Here is a 20,879-nt window from a genome sequence, read left to right on the forward strand (position 1 = left end):
AAAATTACTTTTTTGAAAAAATGGTGCAAAGTTACAATTTACCACTGTAACATTGCACCACTTATTCTTTTAATTCCTCTTATAGCAGAAAGTTCATCTATTAATTGGAATAATGCTAAGTCTTTTTGTTTACTTTCAATCATAATATCGAAATTATGATTGTGTTTTTTTGCAATGTGTAAGAAAGGCTTAATAAACTCTAAATCGATATATTCAGCATGAGCCCTAAATTCTTTTTCCGATCTCGGGGAGGAAATGTGAACTTTAGGAGAGATATTTGTATGTGACCAAGTTTCAAAAATTGCAGGAAGCAACTCTTCTAGTGGTTCCTCGCAAAGATTGGCCATATGATGATGATAATCAAATACAAATGGAATATTTTCTTTTTGGCAAATTGATAAAGTTTCAGCGGTTGTATAGGTTTTGTCATCATTTTCAAGAGTCATTTGTTTTTTTATATGTGTAGGAAGTTTTTTTATGTTTTCATGGAAGCGCTCAATTGCCTTTTCTTTATTTCCATAGGCTCCACCTACATGAATATTAATGTAAGAAGAATCTGCAATGCCTATAGCATCCAATATTTTATAATGATAAGTCATATCCGTAATAGCGTTAGTAGTAATATGTGGCTTGTCGCTTGTAAATAGCGTAAATTGATTTGGATGAAAACTTATTCGTAAATTGTGTTCTTTAATTAAAGCCCCTATTTTACGCTAAAGTGGTGTGAATACCCCAATATAGTCAAACTCGACTTCGGGATGTGTTGCAAGTGGGACGATGGAAGACGATAGGCGATATAGTGGGATTTCATGCGCTATATTGTAATGAAGGATACGTATTGTGTGCTCTAAATTTTGCCTTATAACATGGTACAGTTTGTCTTCTCGCTCTTGCTTGCTGAGTTTCTTAAAGCTTGTAAACGTCATTGTTTTGGCAGGAGAACAGTCCCAGAGTGCCATTGCATGTGAGACATATCCAAACCGTATAAGCATATGAGATACACCTCTTTTATTCATTGTCTTTCCTATAAAAAGAAAGCAAACATTGTTCCAATCCATTCCTTTCCTCTATCGATAAGAGAAGGCGGGTTTACATCGCTATAGGAAAGTACAGATGCATTCTCTAGATCTTCATGGAATTTCTTTTTTACTGTTTGAATGAAATGTTTATTATATAACAGGCAGTTTATTTCATGGTTAATATATAAACTTCTCATATCAAAGTTTGCTGTTCCGATATCGCAAATATCATCGTCTACTATAATAATTTTGGCGTGAAAAAAACCTTGTTGAAATGCATAAATATTGCAACCAGCCTGTATTAATTTTCGGCAGTACGGAAATTTGGCTTCTCGAACAAGAGGGTGATCAGCTTTTTCTGGAACAAGAATTGTGATTTGAACCCCTCTTTCTCTTGCTTTTAATAAGGCATTCATAATTTTTTTTCCAGGAATGAAATATGGTGTACCGATACAGATTTCTTTTTTTGCCGCGTTAATTAAATGTAAAAAAGTATGCTGTAAATAAGCCCCATCAGTCGGAATAAATTGATGCAGGATGGTACCTGGGTTTTGTTTTGGAAAATAAAGAGAAGCATCTAATAAATTTTGTTTCGTATCATCAAACCAGTCATGCAAAAATTGCTTTTGTAAATCTTGAACCCCTTCTCCTGTAAGACGTAAATGGTAGTCTCGCCATAATCCTAAATATTCATTATGCCCTAGATACTCTTCACCGATATTAAATCCCCCGATATAGCCGGTTTTCCCATCAATCACTGTAATTTTCCTATGATTTCGTTGATTGGCAGAAAAGAAAGGCAGAGGAAATTTTACCTTATGACAAAATGAAAAAGATACACCATGTTTTTGCAGGGAGCGAATAGCTTCGTTTGATAAAGAATGGCTGCCAAATCGATCAAGTAAAAGTCGTACTTCAATTCCTTCCTGAGCCTTATCAATCAGCAATTTTAAAAATTCACGACTGATTTTATCGTTTTTTACAATGAAGAATAAAATATGAATGTGATGCTGTGCTTGTTTTATATCAGTAAATAAAGCGTCATACAAATCTTTCCCGTATGTATAAAGGTGAAAATCACTTTGACGTAAAGGGAAAGTGCGAGAGCTTACTCGTTTTAAATGAAGAAGTCTCCCGTATGAAAGGTCAATTGTAATCCAAAGAGTAACGGATATTAACAAAAGAGATAAGTAGAGCATTAGTGAATTCCCTCCTTCGCATTCTTTTCACCTTCAGTGTGTTACAAATGATACGGGTAGCACGGCTGTTATTATAAATTTCTTTAGAGGATAGATCTTGTACTGGTTAAAGTGTCACTTTATCCCGCTTTAACGGGCAGTAAGCTTCCTATTTCAAAAATTGATGAATAAGCAGAAGCTAGTTTGGAAATCAACTGCCCGTAAAAGCCCGATTGGTTCAACTAATAATCAGCGGGGGATGAACCACCCCTGCTGATTAAAGTTTCACTTTATAGTTTCACCGAAATAAACAGCTTTATGAAAAAATGTGTTGTTCTATAACAAAAAACTGTTGACTGAATGCTCACTCATTATATAATGGGGATAGGGGATATAATTCAGAAAATTATATATTTTTGAAGATTCAAAAAAGAAAGAAGGCTTACAAAGAGAGGGGTAGCATAAAAATGAATAGCTTACTGATCATTAATTGGCTGGCTGCCATTGCTGTTATTGCTTATGCAGGATATTTGTTTGTATATCTTATACGGACGAGAATGGCCTACATACAGTTAGGGAAAAAGATTGAATTTGACCGTCGTTTTAAAGAGCGTTGGGATCTCCTTAAGGTCAATGTTTTCGGTCAGAAAAAGCTGCTGAAAGATAAGAAAAGCGGCATCATTCACGTTATGTTCTTTTACGGATTTATTCTTGTCCAATTTGGAGCAATTGACTTCGTTTGGAAAGGACTCGCACCAGGATCACATCTTCCACTTGGACCACTATACCCTGCATTTACATTCTTCCAGGAAATTGTCACACTTGTTATTTTAATTGCAGTATTTTGGGCTTTTCATAGACGTTATGTAGAAAAGCTTGTTCGTTTAAAACGTAACTTCAAATCAGGTCTTGTTCTTATTTTTATCGGTGGTTTAATGATTTCTGTGCTACTTGGTAACGGTATGGGACTTATATGGCATGGCGAGGAGCTTTCATGGAGTGAACCAATTGCTTCTGCAATCGCTTACGTTTTTAGCGGGATAAATGAAACCGTAGCCATTTCAGTGTTCTATTTTTCTTGGTGGGTGCATTTACTAATTTTGTTAACGTTTTTAGTGTATGTTCCACAATCAAAACATGCGCATTTAATTGCAGGACCAGCTAATGTATTCTTCGGTCGTCTTTCAAACCCAGGGAAGCTTGAAAAGATTGATTTTGAAGATGAAACGCAAGAAACATTTGGTGTTGGTAAAATTGAAGACTTTAGACAAAATCAACTTATTGACTTATACGCTTGTGTAGAGTGTGGCCGTTGTACAAATATGTGTCCGGCAACAGGAACAGGAAAAATGTTATCACCGATGGACTTAATTTTAAAACTTCGCGATCATTTAACTGATAAAGGAGCTGCGGTAACATCAAAAGCACCGTGGGTTCCAGTAGTTGCCTTCAATAATACACAAGGAAATCAGTTAGCGATGATGGCAGCTGGAAAAGGGCAACAAGAATCAGCGTCTACAACGCTCGCTTACGATCCGAGTTTAATCGGAGATGTTATTACAGAAGAAGAGATCTGGGCATGTACAACGTGCCGTAACTGTGAAGATCAATGCCCAGTTATGAATGAGCATGTTGACAAAATTATTGACTTACGTCGATATCTCGTTTTGACTGAAGGAAAAATGGACGCGGAAGCACAACGCGCGATGACAAATATCGAGCGTCAAGGAAATCCGTGGGGGCTGAACCGTAAAGAGCGTGAAACATGGCGCCAAGGTGATGACGAAGTAACAGTTCCAACTGTAAAAGAAAAATCAAAAGCTGGGGAGGAATTCGAGTATTTATTCTGGGTTGGTTCAATGGGATCATACGACAATCGTAGTCAGAAGATTGCGATATCGTTTGCGAAGTTAATGAACGAAGCAGGCATTTCATTCGCAATTCTCGGTAATAAAGAAAAGAATTCTGGAGATACACCACGCCGCCTTGGAAATGAATTTGTATTCCAAGAGATGGCGACAAAGAATATCGAAGAATTTGAAAAGGCAGGAGTGAAGAAAATCGTTACGATTGATCCTCATGCTTATAACACATTTAAAAATGAGTATCCGGACTTTGGCTTGCAAGCAGAAGTCTATCATCATACAGAATTGTTAGCTCAGTGGGTGAAAGAAGGGCGCTTAAAGCCTGTTCACGCTATTGAAGAAACAGTTACGTACCATGATTCCTGTTATTTAGGAAGATACAACGAAGTGTATGAAGCGCCACGTGACATTTTGAAAGCGATTCCTGGAGTGAATCTTGTAGAAATGGCACGTAACCGTGAAACGGGAATGTGCTGTGGCGCAGGTGGTGGCTTAATGTGGATGGAAGAAACAACAGGTTCACGTATTAACGTTGCTCGTACAGAACAAGCATTAGCTGTACAGCCATCCATTATCGGTACAGGTTGTCCATATTGCTTAACGATGATCAGTGATGGAACGAAAGCGAAAGAGGTAGAAGAGAAGGTTCAAACTCTTGATGTGACAGAGATTTTAGAACGATCTGTTATCGGACAGAAAAAAGAAGCGATGTAGTTTGTAAGAATGTATACAACTTTAGAAAGAGGTGCAATGATTGCACCTCTTCTCAACGTAGGGATACCGAGCGAGCGCTCAGTGTTAAAAAATGAAATGGGGGAAAGAAACATGAGTAAAACAGTTATTTTAAGTGCTGCAAGAACACCAGTTGGAAAATTTGGAGGATCTTTAAAAGATGTAAAAGCGGCGGAACTTGGAGGAATTGCAATTAAAGCAGCGCTTGAAAGAGCAAATGTTGCGGCTAGTGATGTTGAAGAAGTTATATTTGGAACGGTTATTCAAGGTGGACAGGGGCAAATTCCATCGCGCCAAGCTGCAAGGGCTGCTGGAATCCCATGGGAAGTGCAGACGGAAACAGTGAATAAAGTTTGTGCATCAGGACTTCGTGCGGTTACGTTGGCGGATCAGATTATTCGTACTGGCGATCAATCACTAATTGTAGCTGGCGGTATGGAGTCGATGAGTAACAGTCCTTACATTTTACGCGGAGCAAGATGGGGATACAGAATGGGCAATAACGAAGTTGTTGATTTAAACGTTGCTGACGGTTTAACATGTGCATTTTCAGGTACACACATGGGCGTTTATGGCGGAGAAGTTGCGAAGGAAGATGGAATTTCTCGCGAAGCGCAAGATGAATGGGCATATCGTAGCCATCAGCGTGCGGTTTCAGCGCATAAAGAAGGGCGTTTTGAAGAGGAAATCGTGCCAGTAACGATTCCGCAAAGAAAAGGCGATCCTATTGTCGTTGCAAAGGATGAGGCGCCACGTGAAGATACAACGATTGAAAAGTTAGCAAAGTTAAAACCTGTATTTGATAAGACAGCGACGGTGACAGCTGGTAATGCGCCGGGACTAAATGATGGTGGTGCCGCACTTGTATTAATGAGCGAAGACAGAGCGAAGCAAGAAGGAAGAAAGCCATTAGCGACAATTTTGGCGCATACAGCAATTGCAGTGGAATCTAAAGATTTCCCAAGAACGCCAGGTTATGCAATTAACGCATTGCTTGAAAAAACAGGCAAGAAAATTGAAGACATCGATTTATTCGAGATTAATGAAGCATTTGCAGCGGTAGCAATTGCAAGTACAGAAATCGCAGGAATTGATCCGGAAAAATTGAATGTAAATGGCGGCGCGGTAGCGATGGGACATCCAATTGGAGCAAGCGGAGCGCGCATTATCGTTACACTAATCCATGCACTTAAGCAGCGCGGCGGCGGAATTGGAATTGCTTCGATTTGTAGCGGTGGCGGTCAAGGGGACGCAGTGATGATTGAAGTCCACTAATTAAAGTTCGAGGGTATAAAATTTATTAACAATTAAGGGGGAAGAAAAAATGGGTGTACAAAACATTGTTGTAATTGGTGCAGGGCAAATGGGATCAGGAATTGCACAAGTATGTGCAATGGCAGGATATGACGTGAAGGTACAAGATTTAAAGCAAGAGCAATTAGATAGAGGATTGGCTATCATTACGAAAAACTTAGCACGCCAAGTAGAAAAAGGACGTATGAAGGAAGAAGAGAAGGAAGCCACATTGAATCGTCTTACAGTAACGCTTGATTTAGATTGTGTGAAAGAAGCGGATCTTATTATTGAAGCAGCTGTTGAGAAAATGGATATTAAAAAGAAAATCTTTGCGAATCTAGATGAAATTGCTCCAGAACACGCAATTTTAGCGACGAATACGTCATCTCTGCCAATTACAGAAATTGCAGCGGTAACGAAGCGTCCGGAAAAAGTAATCGGTATGCACTTTATGAATCCAGTTCCAGTTATGAAGCTTGTTGAAATTATTCGTGGTTTGGCTACCGATGATGCGGTATATGAAGCAATTGAAGATATTACGAAAAAAATTGGGAAAGTACCAGTTGAAGTGAATGATTTCCCAGGTTTTGTATCAAATCGCATTTTGCTACCGATGATTAACGAAGCAATTTATACGTTATATGAAGGTGTAGCGACGAAAGAAGCAATTGATGAAGTCATGAAGCTTGGTATGAACCATCCGATGGGGCCTTTGACACTCGCCGATTTTATCGGTTTAGATACGTGTTTATACATTATGGAAGTGTTGCATGAAGGATTAGGAGATAGTAAATATCGCCCATGTCCGTTATTACGTAAGTATGTGAATGCAGGATGGTTAGGGCGTAAAACAGGTCGTGGATTCTACGTTTACGAATAAATGCCCCCTTTGTTACAACATAGTGGTCTTACCAAATTATTTAAAGGATATATAGCAAATGGAGGCGGAATATATGAACTTTCGTTTTAATGAAGAGCAGCAAATGATGAGGAAAATGGTTCGGGATTTTGCACAGAAGGAAATAGCTCCCTTTGTTCCTAGTATGGAACAAGGGGTGTTCCCGAAAGAGATTTTGCAAAAGATGGGTGAGCTTGGATTAATGGGTATTCCAGCGCCTGCAAAATACGGCGGGGCAGAAATGGACTTTATTTCTTACATTCTAGCAATTGAGGAAATCTCAAAGGTAAGTGCAACAGTTGGTGTAATTTTAGCTGTACATACGTCAGTTGGAATGAATCCGATTTTATATTTTGGAACAGAAGAACAGAAGAAAAAATATGTTTCTAAACTTGCAACCGGGGAATATTTAGGTGCATTTGCTTTAACAGAGCCAAATGCAGGATCAGATGCAGGGAGTTTGAAATCAAGAGCTGTGAAAAAAGGTGATCATTATATTATTAATGGATCGAAAGTGTTTATTACAAATGGTGGTGAAGCAAGTACATACATTGTATTCGCTTCTACAAATCCAGAGGCAGGAAAAAGTGGTATTTCTGCATTTATAGTAGAGAAAGATACACCTGGTTTAATCATTGGAAAAGATGAACATAAGATGGGACTTCTCGGTTCTCGTACAGTACAACTTACTTTTGAAGATATGAAAGTGCCAGCTGAGAATTTACTTGGGGAAGAAGGACAAGGATTCAAAGTGGCGATGGCGAATTTAGATGTTGGGCGAATTGGAATCGGTGCGCAGGCTTTAGGAATTGCTGAAGCGGCGCTTGGCTGTGCAATTGATTATGCAAAAGAAAGAGAGCAATTCGGGAAGCCAATTGCGGCGCAGCAAGGGATTGGCTTCAAGCTTGCAGATATGGCAACAAGTGTCGAGGCAGCAAGGTTACTCGTATATAGAGCGGCATCTCTTAGGGCACAAGGATTACCATGCGGTAAAGAAGCATCTATTGCGAAATTATTTGCTTCTAAGACAGCGGTTGAAGTCGCGATTGAGGCGGTGCAAGTATTTGGTGGTTACGGTTATACGAAAGACTATCCAGTAGAACGATTTTTCCGTGATGCGAAAATTACGCAAATATATGAAGGAACAAGTGAAATACAGAAACTTGTTATTAGCCGTGCTTTATAAAAGGGCGAGGGGGAGACGGAGATGCATTTTAAACTATCAGAAGAACATGAAATGATAAGAAAAATGGTTCGAGATTTTGCTAAAAATGAAGTGGCACCAACAGCAGCTGAGCGTGATGAAGAAGAGCGATTTGATCGAGAGTTATTTGATCAAATGGCAGAGCTTGGTTTAACTGGTATTCCATGGCCTGAAGAGTACGGTGGAATTGGAAGCGATTACTTAGCATACGTAATCGCTATTGAAGAATTATCTCGCGTTTGTGCTTCAACAGGTGTAACACTGTCTGCGCATACTTCACTTGCGGGATGGCCAATTTTTAAATTTGGGACGGAAGAGCAAAAGCAAAAGTTTTTACGGCCGATGGCTGAAGGGAAGAAAATTGGTGCATACGGCTTAACGGAACCAGGATCTGGATCGGATGCTGGTGGAATGAAGACAATCGCAAAGAGAGATGGCGATCATTATATTTTAAATGGATCAAAAATTTTCATTACAAATGGCGGTATTGCTGATATTTATGTTGTTTTTGCGCTAACTGATCCTGAATCGAAGCAGCGCGGTACGAGTGCATTTATTGTAGAAAGTGATACACCGGGATTTTCAGTTGGGAAGAAGGAGAGCAAGCTAGGGATTCGCTCTTCACCAACGACTGAAATTATTTTTGAAGATTGCCGTATTCCTGTAGAGAATCTACTTGGAGGAGAGGGGCAAGGGTTTAAAGTTGCGATGCAAACATTAGATGGAGGTCGTAACGGTATTGCGGCGCAAGCTGTTGGGATTGCACAAGGAGCTTTAGATGCTTCTGTAGAATATGCAAGGGAGCGCCATCAGTTTGGAAAACCAATTGCGGCGCAGCAAGGGATTGGCTTTAAACTTGCGGATATGGCAACAGATGTAGAAGCAGCACGCCTTTTAACATATCAAGCGGCTTGGCTTGAATCAGAAGGGCTTCCGTATGGAAAAGAATCAGCGATGTCAAAAGTATTTGCAGGCGATGCAGCGATGAAGGTGACGACTGAAGCGGTGCAAGTATTTGGTGGTTACGGTTATACGAAAGATTATCCAGTAGAGCGTTATATGCGAGATGCAAAGATTACACAAATATATGAAGGAACACAAGAGATTCAGAGGCTTGTAATTTCTCGTATGTTAACGAAGTAGGAACGAAAGCGTAGGTATTTTCCTACGCTTTTTCCTTCCAAAAAATAATAGAGAGAGGTGAAGAGAATGGTTAAACATAATGTGCATGCATCGGTGAAAGATGAAAAATTAGTTGCGTTAAGACGTGAACAAATGATTAAAGGTGCGGTGCAACTGTTTAAACAAAAAGGATTTCCGCGTACAACAACGAGAGAGATTGCAAAAGCGGCTGGGTTTAGTATAGGGACACTTTATGAGTACATTCGTACCAAAGATGATGTTTTATATTTAGTTTGTGATAGTATATATGAACATGTAAAAGAAAGATTAGAGGAAGTAGTGTGTACAGAAAAAGGGAGTATAGAAAGTTTAAAGATAGCAATAACGAATTACTTTAAAGTGATGGACGAATTACAGGAAGAAGTATTGATAATGTATCAAGAGGTACGCTTTTTACCGAAAGAATCACTTCCGTATGTATTAGAAAAGGAGTTTCAAATGGTAGGAATGTTCGAGAATATTTTAGAACAGTGTACGGAAAATGGAACATTTACATTAAATAAAAAAGAAATACAGCTTCTTGCGCATAATATTTTTATACAAGGACAGATGTGGGGATTTAGACGCTGGGCGCTGCAAAAACTGTATACGCTCGAAGAATATACAGAAATGCAAATTAGGTATGTATTGCAAGGGGCCCATATGCTTCCGAAATAAGGAACAGACAAATTATAATTTTACTACCCTATAAAAGTTTCCCGTTTTTTTTGTAGCATATTTGTGCGACTTTTGTTTATAATGAATAGTATGGATTTTTTTAAGCAGGCCGTTATATATAAGGTTATATTTGATGAAAGGAAGTGCCGCATAAGTGGATTTTAAGCAATATTCACCAGAAGAGCTAAAAGAATGTTCAATGATTGAAGTTGTACATAGCGTTTTAGGGGATAAAAAACAAGCAACGACATTCAACGAGTTGGTTCAAGAAATCGCTCAAGTGCTGGGACTATCTCAAGAGCAAGTTAATGCGAAAATCGCACAATTTTATACAGACTTAAACATCGATGGACGTTTCATTAATTTAGGAGAAAATCGTTGGGGACTACGCAGCTGGTACCCATATGAGCAAATTGATGAAGAAATCTTGCCTCAACCAAAACCGAAGAAGAAACGTAAAGTTGAAGAAGACGGTTTTGACGACTACATTGAAGAAGACGAAGATGACTTCGACGATGCAGACGTAAGTGAAGATGAAGACGATGTAGAAGATTTGGACAAGGTTCTTGAAGAAGAAGACGGAGATGACGACGATCTTGATGATTTAGACGAAGATGACGACGACTTCGCTGAAGAAGAACTTGAGTATGATGAAACTGAAGAAGAAGAGGAAGAACTGTAGTTCTTGACTTTTCATTATCGTCCATGTAGAATCATTTTTGGGCTCTTTAAAAAAGGACGATAATACTTTTAAAGTGTAAATATAAAAGAAAATTGCTCCCTACTTATTACTTTTTGTGATGAGGGGAGCAATTTTCTTTTTTGTTTTTTGTTTAGAAAATAAAAAGAGTCTAACAATAAGATGGATACAGTGTTATCTACATACGTTGCGCTTTGCAACGGTGATTATATAACAGCAAAATAGAAGGGAGCTTTTTCATGACTAAGTATATTTTTGTAACAGGCGGTGTAGTATCGTCTTTAGGAAAAGGTATTACAGCAGCATCTCTTGGAAGACTTTTAAAAAATCGTGGTTTAAACGTAACGATTCAAAAGTTTGATCCATACATTAACGTAGACCCAGGGACTATGAGCCCATACCAACACGGTGAGGTATTCGTAACAGATGATGGCGCTGAAACTGACTTAGACCTTGGTCACTATGAGCGTTTCATCGACATTAACTTAAACAAATACAGCAACGTAACAACAGGTAAAATTTACTCTTCAGTTCTTCAAAAAGAGCGTCGCGGTGAATATTTAGGAGGAACAGTTCAAGTTATTCCTCACATTACTAACGAAATTAAAGAGCGCGTATATCGTTCTGGCCGTGAAACAAATGCGGATGTTGTTATTACAGAAATCGGTGGAACTGTTGGTGATATCGAGTCTCTACCATTCTTAGAAGCAATCCGTCAAATTAAGAGCGACATCGGTCGTGACAATGTAATGTACATTCACTGTACGTTAATCCCGTACTTAAAAGCAGCGGGTGAAATGAAGACAAAACCAACACAACATAGTGTTAAAGAACTTCGTAGCTTAGGTATTCAACCAAACATTATCGTTGTTCGTACAGAAATGCCTGTTTCTCAAGATATGAAAGACAAGCTTGCATTATTCTGTGACATCGATACAAAAGCAGTTATCGAAGCTCGCGATGCAGATACTTTATATGCGGTTCCATTATCTCTTCAAGAACAAAACATGGACCAAATCGTTTGTGATCACTTAAAATTAGACAATCCAGCTGCAGATATGACAGAGTGGACTGCGCTAGTTAACAAAGTGCGTAATCTTTCTAAGAAAACAAAAATCGCTCTTGTTGGTAAATATGTAGAACTTCAAGATGCTTATATTTCTGTTGTAGAAGCACTTCGTCATGCTGGTTACTCATTCGACACAGATGTAGAAGTAAAATGGGTAAATGCTGAGCATGTAACAGCAGAAAACGTAAAAGAATTAGTTGGCGATACAGATGGTATCCTTGTACCAGGTGGCTTCGGCGATCGTGGTGTAGAAGGTAAAATCGTTGCGATTCAATATGCTCGTGAAAACAAAGTTCCATTCTTAGGAATTTGCTTAGGTATGCAACTTGCATCAATCGAATTCGCACGTAATGTATTAGGTTTAGAAGGTGCTAACTCTTCTGAAATCAACCCTGACACACCATATGCAATCATCGACTTATTACCAGAACAAAAAGATGTAGAGGACCTAGGTGGTACACTTCGTCTTGGTCTATACCCATGTAAGCTTGCTGAAGAAACAAATGCTTACAATGCTTATAATGAGCCGGTTGTATATGAGCGTCATCGTCATCGTTATGAGTTCAACAACCAGTTCCGTCCTGATATGGAAAAAGAAGGATTTGTATTCTCTGGTACAAGCCCAGACGGCCGTCTAGTTGAAATCATTGAATTAAAAGACCACCCTTGGTTCGTGGCAGCACAGTTCCACCCAGAACTTGTTTCTCGTCCAAACCGTCCACAACCATTGTTCCATGACTTCGTAAGAGCTTCTATTACGAATAAAGAGAGCAAGTAATAAAAAAAGCGCCTGAAATAAGGCGCTTTTTTTAATATTCATTTAACATTTCATCGATTGTAAATTTGATTCCGTGATAAGCAAATAAAGCTACTATTAAACTTGGGAATCCGTAGCGATTACCTTCATCGTCTGGAATAAGACCTTTTAACAGTTTTGTATCAATATGTACGTCTGTATATCGTTCGAGTGATTCCGTACCTTCTTGAAGAGCAGAAATGCCGACAATAGAGTGTCCCTCTTCTTGTAGTTTTTTTGCAATTTCTACAACCGCTTCATCTGTTGAAAAACGGCTAATAAGAAGTACACGATCTGCAGAAGTTACTTCTACTTCTTTACCATTTTCAAATAAGCGTTTTGCTTGCTTCATTGGTTCAGCACCGAATAGTGCCTCGGCAACAACGCCCTCCATTTCATTTGTACCATGTAAATAAATGAAACCATCGCCAACTAGTGCTTGAGCAAGTAAACGAGCGCTATCTTCTATATTCATTTCTTCTTTTTGAGAAACTCTGGAGAAATAACCACTTAATTGAGTTGAAAAAATTTTTAACATAATGTTACTCCCTTCGTACGTGTTTGCCGGCTTTCATTATAATTTATTTTTTTAGAAAGGTGAAATCGTAGGGTAGCATAACAAAATAGGAAACGGTAAAATAAGAAAGAATAGGAAGGAATTTGCCAAAGAATAGCGAAAATAAATCGTTAAGATATAAGAAGCTTTAAATCTTGTACTTACAAAGAAAGGTTGGGAATTATGGAAGGTAAAATTTTAATCGTTGATGATCAATATGGGATTCGTGTGTTATTACATGAAGTGTTCCAAAAAGAAGGTTATCAGACATTCCAAGCAGCGAATGGATTTCAAGCTTTAGATATCGTGAAAAAAGATAATCCAGATTTAGTAGTGTTAGATATGAAAATTCCAGGCATGGATGGTATAGAGATTTTAAAGCATGTAAAAGAAATTGATGAGAGTATTAAAGTAATTTTAATGACTGCTTATGGAGAGCTTGATATGATCCAAGAAGCAAAAGATTTAGGAGCTTTAATGCATTTTGCTAAACCATTTGATATTGATGAAATTCGTCAAGCTGTGAGAAATGAGCTCGCTGTAGAGGCGTAAAAATGAATTTTTTATAAAAAATATGGAAAAAAGCGTTTACATGGACTATTGTGCAGGTGAATACGGTTGAGTTTTTGAGTACAAGTTGTTATCCTATTGAGTGTAGAAAAAAGTCCGGTATGTAGATATACATATTTTACCTTATTCTGGTCATACTACCAGCGATAAGAACTTATCGGATACAAAAAACGTTTTTTAGGAGGATTCACCATGCCTTTAGTTTCTATGAAAGAAATGCTAAACAAAGCACTAGAAGGAAAATACGCAGTTGGTCAATTCAACATGAACAACTTAGAGTGGACTCAAGCTATCTTAGCTGCTGCGGAAGAAGAAAAATCTCCTGTAATCCTAGGTGTATCTGAGGGTGCAGCTCGTCATATGACTGGTTTCAAAACAGTTGTAGCTATGGTTAAAGCTTTAATCGAAGAAATGAACATCACTGTTCCTGTAGCGATTCACCTTGACCATGGTTCAAGCTTCGAAAAATGTAAAGAAGCAATTGATGCAGGTTTCACATCTGTAATGATCGACGCTTCTCACCACCCATTCGAAGAAAACGTTGAAACTACTAAACAAGTAGTAGAATACGCACACGCTCGTAACGTATCTGTTGAAGCTGAGCTTGGAACAGTTGGCGGACAAGAAGACGACGTAATCGCTGAAGGCGTAATTTACGCTGACCCAGCAGAGTGTAAGCACCTTGTTGAAGCAACAGGTATCGATTGCCTAGCTCCAGCTTTAGGTTCTGTACACGGTCCTTACAAAGGTGAGCCTAACTTAGGATTCGCTGAAATGGAACAAGTTCGTGACTTCACTGGCGTACCTTTAGTATTACATGGTGGTACTGGTATCCCAACTGCTGATATCGAAAAAGCTATCTCTTTAGGTACTTCAAAAATCAACGTAAACACTGAGAACCAAATCGAGTTTACAAAAGCTGTTCGTGAAGTATTAAACAAAGACCAAGAAGTTTACGATCCTCGTAAATTTATCGGACCTGGCCGCGACGCTATCAAAGCAACTGTTATTGGTAAAATTCGCGAATTCGGTTCTAACGGTAAAGCGTAAGAATAAAATTCCGTTTTGGAAACCGTCTAGTCTTTTAGACGGTTTCCTTTCGTTGTATAATGAAAGCGTGAACAAGTCTAAAGATTTTATCATTTTTGGTTTTTAAATAGAAAATAATGTGCATAGTCCTATTAATAAATGTGATAACGTATCTAAATTGATAAAGTGAATTCGATGAATAGTTGATCTTTATCTATTCGTGCTACAGGAGAAATGAAGATAATGGTTTCCTATTTATTGAGTTTTGGGATGGAAAGAGTAATTGAGATTCTTAAGGGGAGCTTTCTATAAAAAGATAGAAAGTAAATACATTCACAAGAAGGGAGCTCAATATGGAAAAATTGCTAATTGAAGGCGGAAGAGCTTTAAATGGAACAATTCGAGTAAGTGGTGCAAAGAACAGTGCCGTTGCATTAATTCCAGCGACAATTTTAGCAGATACTCCAGTAACTATTGGTGGTGTCCCTAATATTTCGGACGTGAAAATGTTAGGAGACTTACTAGAGGAAATTGGAGGGAAAGTAACTTATGGACAGGAGGAAGAGATGGTAGTCGATCCTTCTAACATGGTTGCAATGCCTTTGCCAAATGGAAAAGTGAAAAAATTGCGCGCTTCTTATTATTTAATGGGTGCAATGCTTGGCCGTTTTAAAAAAGCTGTTATTGGGCTTCCGGGTGGATGTCATTTAGGACCGAGGCCGATTGATCAGCATATTAAAGGGTTTGAAGCGCTAGGTGCACATGTTACGAATGAACAAGGTGCCATCTATTTAAGAGCAGATGAGCTACGCGGGGCACGTATTTATTTAGATGTTGTTAGTGTAGGAGCTACGATTAATATTATGCTAGCAGCTGTACGAGCGAAAGGTAGAACTGTTATTGAAAATGCAGCGAAAGAGCCTGAGATCATTGATGTAGCTACATTGTTAACAAGCATGGGAGCACGTATTAAAGGTGCTGGTACTGATGTAATCCGAATAGATGGTGTTGACTCTTTACATGGTTGTCACCATACTATCATTCCAGATCGTATTGAAGCTGGTACGTATATGATTCTAGGAGCTGCATCAGGAGGAGAAGTAACGGTTGATAACGTTATTCCTCAGCATTTAGAATCAGTTACTGCAAAGCTAAGAGAAGCTGGTGTTCAAGTTGAAACGAACGATGATCAAATTACGGTGAACGGTAATAGAAAGTTAAAAGTAGTTGATATCAAAACGCTTGTATATCCAGGTTTTCCAACGGATTTACAACAGCCGTTTACGACGCTTTTAACAAAGGCACACGGGACGGGAGTTGTAACAGATACAATTTACGGTGCCCGTTTCAAACACATTGATGAATTACGTCGTATGAATGCTCAAATTAAAGTAGAGGGTCGTTCGGCAATTGTAACTGGTCCTGTGTTACTGCAAGGTGCAAAAGTGAAGGCGAGTGATTTACGAGCAGGAGCGGCACTTGTTATTGCAGGGTTAATGGCAGATGGAATTACAGAAGTAACAGGACTTGAGCATATTGATCGAGGTTATGAGAATATAGTGGACAAGCTTAAAGGGCTTGGTGCAAACATTTGGCGAGAACAAATGACAAAGCAAGAAATTGAAGAAATGAAGAACGCATAAGTGATACTTCCGCAAGGGGGAAGCGAAGCATCACTACTTGCGGAAGTACACTTTATAGAAAAACACGGTTCATAAAATACGGCAGAAATATAAAGGCTTAAAGGAGAGGGATTATCGTGGAAAGAAGTTTATCTATGGAGTTAGTACGTGTAACAGAGGCTGCAGCTTTATCATCAGCGCGTTGGATGGGGCGCGGGAAAAAGGATGAGGCAGACGGTGCAGCAACATCAGCTATGCGTGATGTATTTGATACAATTCCGATGAAAGGTACAGTTGTAATTGGTGAAGGTGAGATGGATGAAGCACCAATGCTATATATCGGAGAGAAATTAGGTACAGGATATGGACCACGTGTAGACGTTGCGGTTGATCCTTTAGAAGGGACAAACATCGTAGCAGCTGGTGGCTGGAATGCTCTTGCTGTCATTGCAATTGCAGACCACGGTAATTTGTTACATGCCCCTGACATGTACATGGATAAAATCGCGGTTGGCCCAGAAGCAGTTGGGGCGGTCGACATTGATGCGCCTATTATTGATAACTTACGTGCAGTTGCGAAAGCGAAAAATAAAGATATTGAAGATGTTGTAGCGACAGTTTTAAATCGTCCACGTCATCAAGAAATTATCGAAGAAATTCGTAAAGCTGGTGCGCGCATTAAATTGATTAATGATGGAGATGTAGCTGGAGCGATTAATACAGCGTTTGATCGTACAGGTGTAGATATTTTATTTGGGTCTGGTGGAGCACCTGAAGGTGTATTAGCAGCAGTTGCTTTAAAATGTTTAGGTGGAGAAATTCACGGAAAACTATTGCCACAAAACGAAGCTGAATTAGCACGTTGTAAAAAAATGGGCATAGAAGACATTAATCGTATCCTTCGCATGGAGGACTTAGTAAAAGGTGACGATGCAATCTTTGCAGCAACAGGCGTAACAGATGGAGAACTATTACGCGGTGTTCAATTTAAAGGTAGCGTAGGAACAACGCAATCCCTTGTTATGCGCGCAAAATCAGGCACAGTTCGCTTCGTGGATGGACGTCATAGCTTGAATAAAAAACCAAACTTGGTTATTAAATAAAAAGCGTAAGCAGCTCGTTCAGAATGGGAGGGGGATGGAGCTTCTGACGTAGAGGCGCTTTTTGCCTCACAGGAAGAAGTGAAGCCACCGACCATTCTAGCTGCTGAAGCTAGATTAAATAAAAAGCGTAAGCAGCTCCTTCAGAAAGGTTAAAATGGTCGATCTTTCTAACTATCGGAGCTGGAACTAAATTAAATAAGAAGCGAAGACAAATTTTCTTGTCTTCGCTTCTTGTATTTGTGTTCCAACGTATTGATTAAAACTAGATAAAAGGGTTACAATAGTGAATATTACCCTACTTGAACTTATTGCCTTTCATTATTAATTATTTGCCTTCCGTATTTTTTCCCTTTACCCATGAAAAAAGAGAATAACGTTAAAGTGTGGTGTCTGAATGAATTTGTCAATTGCAGCATTAGAAAACATGAAATTAAAAGAGTTATACGAGCTTGCGAAAGAATTTAAGATTTCGTATTATAGCAAGTTAACGAAAAAAGAGCTGATTTTTTCTATTTTGAAAGCTCGAGCAGAAAAAGAAGGTTTCTTTTTCATGGAAGGCGTATTAGAAATTATTCAATCAGAAGGATTTGGATTCCTACGTCCTATCAACTATTCTCCAAGCTCAGAAGATATTTATATCTCAGCTTCGCAAATTCGTCGTTTCGATTTACGTAATGGAGATAAGGTTTCTGGTAAAGTACGACCTCCGAAAGAAAATGAACGCTATTTTGGGTTATTACAAGTTGAAGCTGTAAACGGAGATGATCCAGATTCAGCAAAAGAGCGTGTGCATTTCCCTGCATTAACACCATTATACCCAGATCGCCAAATGAAATTGGAAACGGAACCGAAAAAGTTACCGACACGCATCATGGATTTAATCGCACCAGTTGGATTTGGACAACGTGGTTTAATTGTTGCGCCTCCAAAGGCTGGTAAAACAAGTCTATTAAAAGAAATCGCGCACAGTGTTACAACAAATCATCCGGAAGCAGAACTAATTGTACTTTTAATTGATGAGCGTCCAGAGGAAGTAACAGACATTGAACGTTCTGTTAAAGGAGATGTTGTAAGTTCTACTTTTGATGAAGTACCAGAAAATCATATTAAAGTAGCTGAGCTTGTGTTAGAACGTGCGATGCGTCTTGTAGAGCACAAGAAAGATGTTATCATTTTAATGGATAGTATTACCCGTTTAGCTCGAGCTTACAACCTCGTTATTCCACCAAGTGGTAGAACATTATCAGGTGGTATCGATCCAGCTGCCTTCCATAGACCGAAGCGTTTCTTTGGAGCTGCACGTAATATTGAAGAAGGCGGTAGCTTAACAATTTTAGCAACAGCCCTTGTTGATACAGGATCACGTATGGACGATGTTATTTACGAGGAATTTAAAGGAACTGGAAATATGGAACTTCACTTAGATCGTTCATTAGCTGAACGTCGTATCTTCCCAGCGATTGATATTCGTCGTTCTGGTACACGTAAAGAAGATCTATTAATTCCAAAAGAACATTTAGACAAGTTATGGGGCATTCGTAAGACAATGCGTGATACACCAGACTTTGTTGAAAGTTTCTTACGTAAGCTTCGTCAAACGAAGACAAATGAAGAGTTTTTACAAAACATTGTTGCAGACTCGAAAAGGTATGTAACAACTAAGTAAAGGGAAAAAAATCAGGACTCGCTTATTTTATAGTAAGCGAGTTTTTTATGCTGTTTAGGTGATATTAAAGAGAGAGATAAGTGAGAGAACCTTAGCCAGTCAGAGCTGGATGAGCTCCCTCCAGCGGCTAAAATCTCCGGTCATTTCACTCTCTCGCATGAAGCAAAAAGCGCTTCAAGGTCGAGAGTTCGAAGTGTCCTGGATTCTGAACGAGCCGCTTCTGCTTTTAAATGATATCCAGTTCCGGTGGCTAGCTCTTCGCATCTAAGAACCTTCCGCCCGAAAGGTAAAAAGCACCTTTAGGGCGAAAGAACCTTAACTGGTCAGAGCTGAGCGAGCCACCTCCACTTTTAAGATAATACCAGCTCCAGCGGCTAGAATGGTCGGTGGCTTCTGCTTTTAAATTGTATCTAGTTCCGACGGCTAGCTCTTCGTGTCTAAGAACCTCCCGCACTAAAGGTAAAAAGCACCTTTTGTGCGAGAGAACCTTAGCCAGTCAGAGCTAAACGAGCCGTCTCCACTTTTAATTTCAAAAGACAAAAACAGGTAGTTGCAAAATGAAGTTAGCCTTGTTATAATTTCATCATATGTGTTTCATCAATATAGTTGTGTATGCAGCTGAAGATGAAAAACTCTGTTTCGAAAATGATTCAGGGCGGAAGGAGATGAAAAGAATGAAAGCAGGAATTCACCCAGATTACAAGAAAGTTGTATTCATGGACACAAACACAGGCTTCAAATTCTTAAGCGGATCTACTAAAGGATCTAACGAAACTGTTGAGTGGGAAGATGGTAACACTTATCCATTACTAAAAGTTGAGATCAGTTCTGATTCTCACCCATTCTACACTGGACGTCAGAAGTTTGCTACTGCAGACGGACGCGTTGACCGCTTCAATAAGAAATACGGTCTTAAGTAATAAAAACATAAAACAGGCAAGTGTATGTATTCGCTTGTCTGTTTTTTTTGCGAAAATATTATACCTTTACCCTACTTTTAACTGAAAAGTAGATGAAAGGAGAGCTTCATGTACTTAATAAATCAAAATGGCTGGATTGAAGTGATTTGCGGTAGTATGTTTTCTGGCAAGTCAGAAGAGCTAATCCGCCGTGTGCGCCGTACGCAATTTGCAAAACAACATGCAATTGTATTTAAACCATGTATTGATAATCGATATAGTGAAGAAGATGTTGTATCACATAACGGATTAAAGGTAAAAGCAGTTCCTGTTTCAGCTTCAAAGGATATATTTGAACATATTACAGAAGAGCTGGATGTTATTGCAATCGATGAGGTGCAATTTTTTGATGGGGACATTGTGGAAGTGGTGCAAGTATTGGCAAATCGTGGCTATCGTGTCATTGTAGCTGGTTTAGACCAAGATTTCCGTGGTCTACCATTTGGACAAGTTCCTCAGCTGATGGCGATTGCTGAACATGTGACAAAACTACAAGCAGTATGTTCTGTATGTGGATCTCCAGCAAGTCGTACACAACGATTAATTGATGGAGAACCAGCGGCATTTGATGATCCAATTATTTTAGTTGGAGCTTCAGAATCGTATGAACCACGTTGTCGTCATTGTCATGCAGTACCTGCAAACAAAGATAAGTAAAACTCGCTGCGCAAGGCGGGTTTTTTTCAAAATAGAGAGAATGAGCGGTTTGAGCCGCTTGCGCTTTTAAATATAATTTGCGTTTTTTTGAGTAAGTACCATATACTATTTGTATTAGATA

The 20,879-nt window shown here is 39.0% G+C and carries 17 protein-coding genes and 1 pseudogene; 15 read left to right on the forward strand and 3 right to left on the reverse strand.

The annotated features are described in order from the left end of the window. Window positions 1-38: 38 nt before the first annotated feature. Both uvsE and cls read right to left on the reverse strand, forming a co-directional pair. Window positions 39-992, reverse strand: a pseudogene (gene uvsE, locus MR168_RS04550) (UV DNA damage repair endonuclease UvsE). Between the two features lie 32 nt (window positions 993-1,024). Further along, window positions 1,025-2,218 (reverse strand): cardiolipin synthase, encoded by a 1,194-nt coding sequence (cls, locus tag MR168_RS04555; RefSeq protein WP_086412175.1) that lies wholly within the window; start codon window positions 2,216-2,218, stop codon window positions 1,025-1,027. A gap of 446 nt (window positions 2,219-2,664) precedes the next feature. On the opposite strand from cls, the gene MR168_RS04560 reads away from it, so the two are divergent. The 8 genes from MR168_RS04560 to pyrG all read left to right on the forward strand — a co-directional run bounded on the left by MR168_RS04560 (window position 2,665) and on the right by pyrG (window position 12,578). Beyond that, window positions 2,665-4,776: a (Fe-S)-binding protein gene (locus tag MR168_RS04560; protein ID WP_001086776.1), complete on the forward strand. Its 2,112-nt coding sequence runs from the start codon at window positions 2,665-2,667 to the stop codon at window positions 4,774-4,776. 9 nt (window positions 4,777-4,785) lie between these two features. Further along, a complete protein-coding gene (locus MR168_RS04565) occupies window positions 4,786-6,069 on the forward strand; it encodes an acetyl-CoA C-acetyltransferase (protein ID WP_002025101.1) in 1,284 nt (427 codons plus the stop codon). Window positions 6,070-6,118: 49 nt separating this feature from the next. Continuing rightward, window positions 6,119-6,970, forward strand: coding sequence for a 3-hydroxybutyryl-CoA dehydrogenase (locus tag MR168_RS04570; RefSeq protein WP_000538874.1), 852 nt, complete (start codon window positions 6,119-6,121; stop codon window positions 6,968-6,970). A 73-nt stretch (window positions 6,971-7,043) separates the two neighbouring features. Further along, window positions 7,044-8,174 carry an acyl-CoA dehydrogenase gene (locus MR168_RS04575; protein WP_001011179.1) on the forward strand — a complete coding sequence of 377 codons (1,131 nt, stop codon included), beginning with the start codon at window positions 7,044-7,046 and terminating at the stop codon, window positions 8,172-8,174. Between the two features lie 21 nt (window positions 8,175-8,195). Further along, the gene (acdA, locus tag MR168_RS04580; RefSeq protein ID WP_049107313.1) at window positions 8,196-9,335 is read left to right on the forward strand and encodes an acyl-CoA dehydrogenase AcdA; all 1,140 of its coding nucleotides are present in this window, start codon (window positions 8,196-8,198) and stop codon (window positions 9,333-9,335) included. 66 nt (window positions 9,336-9,401) lie between these two features. Then, window positions 9,402-10,031 carry a TetR/AcrR family transcriptional regulator gene (locus MR168_RS04585; protein ID WP_000238599.1) on the forward strand — a complete coding sequence of 210 codons (630 nt, stop codon included), beginning with the start codon at window positions 9,402-9,404 and terminating at the stop codon, window positions 10,029-10,031. A gap of 154 nt (window positions 10,032-10,185) precedes the next feature. Beyond that, entirely contained in the window at window positions 10,186-10,713 is a 528-nt protein-coding gene (gene rpoE / locus MR168_RS04590; protein WP_048534474.1) for a DNA-directed RNA polymerase subunit delta, read from the forward strand. Window positions 10,714-10,970: 257 nt separating this feature from the next. Continuing rightward, the gene (pyrG, locus tag MR168_RS04595; protein ID WP_000170460.1) at window positions 10,971-12,578 is read left to right on the forward strand and encodes a CTP synthase; all 1,608 of its coding nucleotides are present in this window, start codon (window positions 10,971-10,973) and stop codon (window positions 12,576-12,578) included. Window positions 12,579-12,609: 31 nt separating this feature from the next. On the opposite strand, the gene MR168_RS04600 is transcribed toward pyrG, so the two are convergent. Continuing rightward, on the reverse strand, window positions 12,610-13,134 hold the full coding sequence (locus tag MR168_RS04600; protein ID WP_000912404.1) for a DUF2529 domain-containing protein: 525 nt from the start codon (window positions 13,132-13,134) through the stop codon (window positions 12,610-12,612). A 201-nt stretch (window positions 13,135-13,335) separates the two neighbouring features. Between MR168_RS04600 and spo0F the strand changes: the two genes are divergently transcribed. The 7 genes from spo0F to MR168_RS04635 all read left to right on the forward strand — a co-directional run bounded on the left by spo0F (window position 13,336) and on the right by MR168_RS04635 (window position 20,758). Continuing rightward, window positions 13,336-13,704 (forward strand): sporulation initiation phosphotransferase Spo0F, encoded by a 369-nt coding sequence (gene spo0F / locus MR168_RS04605; RefSeq protein ID WP_000398594.1) that lies wholly within the window; start codon window positions 13,336-13,338, stop codon window positions 13,702-13,704. A 210-nt stretch (window positions 13,705-13,914) separates the two neighbouring features. Next, entirely contained in the window at window positions 13,915-14,772 is an 858-nt protein-coding gene (locus MR168_RS04610) for a class II fructose-bisphosphate aldolase (RefSeq protein WP_001131855.1), read from the forward strand. A gap of 332 nt (window positions 14,773-15,104) precedes the next feature. After that, window positions 15,105-16,394 carry a UDP-N-acetylglucosamine 1-carboxyvinyltransferase gene (murA, locus tag MR168_RS04615; RefSeq protein WP_000413254.1) on the forward strand — a complete coding sequence of 430 codons (1,290 nt, stop codon included), beginning with the start codon at window positions 15,105-15,107 and terminating at the stop codon, window positions 16,392-16,394. Between the two features lie 116 nt (window positions 16,395-16,510). Continuing rightward, window positions 16,511-17,476, forward strand: a complete 966-nt coding sequence (glpX, locus tag MR168_RS04620) for a class II fructose-bisphosphatase (RefSeq protein WP_000442340.1) — start codon at window positions 16,511-16,513, stop codon at window positions 17,474-17,476. A gap of 394 nt (window positions 17,477-17,870) precedes the next feature. Further along, window positions 17,871-19,142 (forward strand): transcription termination factor Rho, encoded by a 1,272-nt coding sequence (gene rho / locus MR168_RS04625; protein WP_001053903.1) that lies wholly within the window; start codon window positions 17,871-17,873, stop codon window positions 19,140-19,142. Window positions 19,143-19,816: 674 nt separating this feature from the next. Next, window positions 19,817-20,062 (forward strand): type B 50S ribosomal protein L31, encoded by a 246-nt coding sequence (locus MR168_RS04630; protein ID WP_000643433.1) that lies wholly within the window; start codon window positions 19,817-19,819, stop codon window positions 20,060-20,062. Window positions 20,063-20,170: 108 nt separating this feature from the next. Then, on the forward strand, window positions 20,171-20,758 hold the full coding sequence (locus MR168_RS04635) for a thymidine kinase (protein ID WP_000280859.1): 588 nt from the start codon (window positions 20,171-20,173) through the stop codon (window positions 20,756-20,758). The last annotated feature ends 121 nt before the right edge of the window (window positions 20,759-20,879 follow it).

The organism is Bacillus cereus group sp. BfR-BA-01356 (genome assembly GCF_022663635.1).
Lineage (GTDB): Bacteria > Bacillota > Bacilli > Bacillales > Bacillaceae_G > Bacillus_A > Bacillus_A cereus.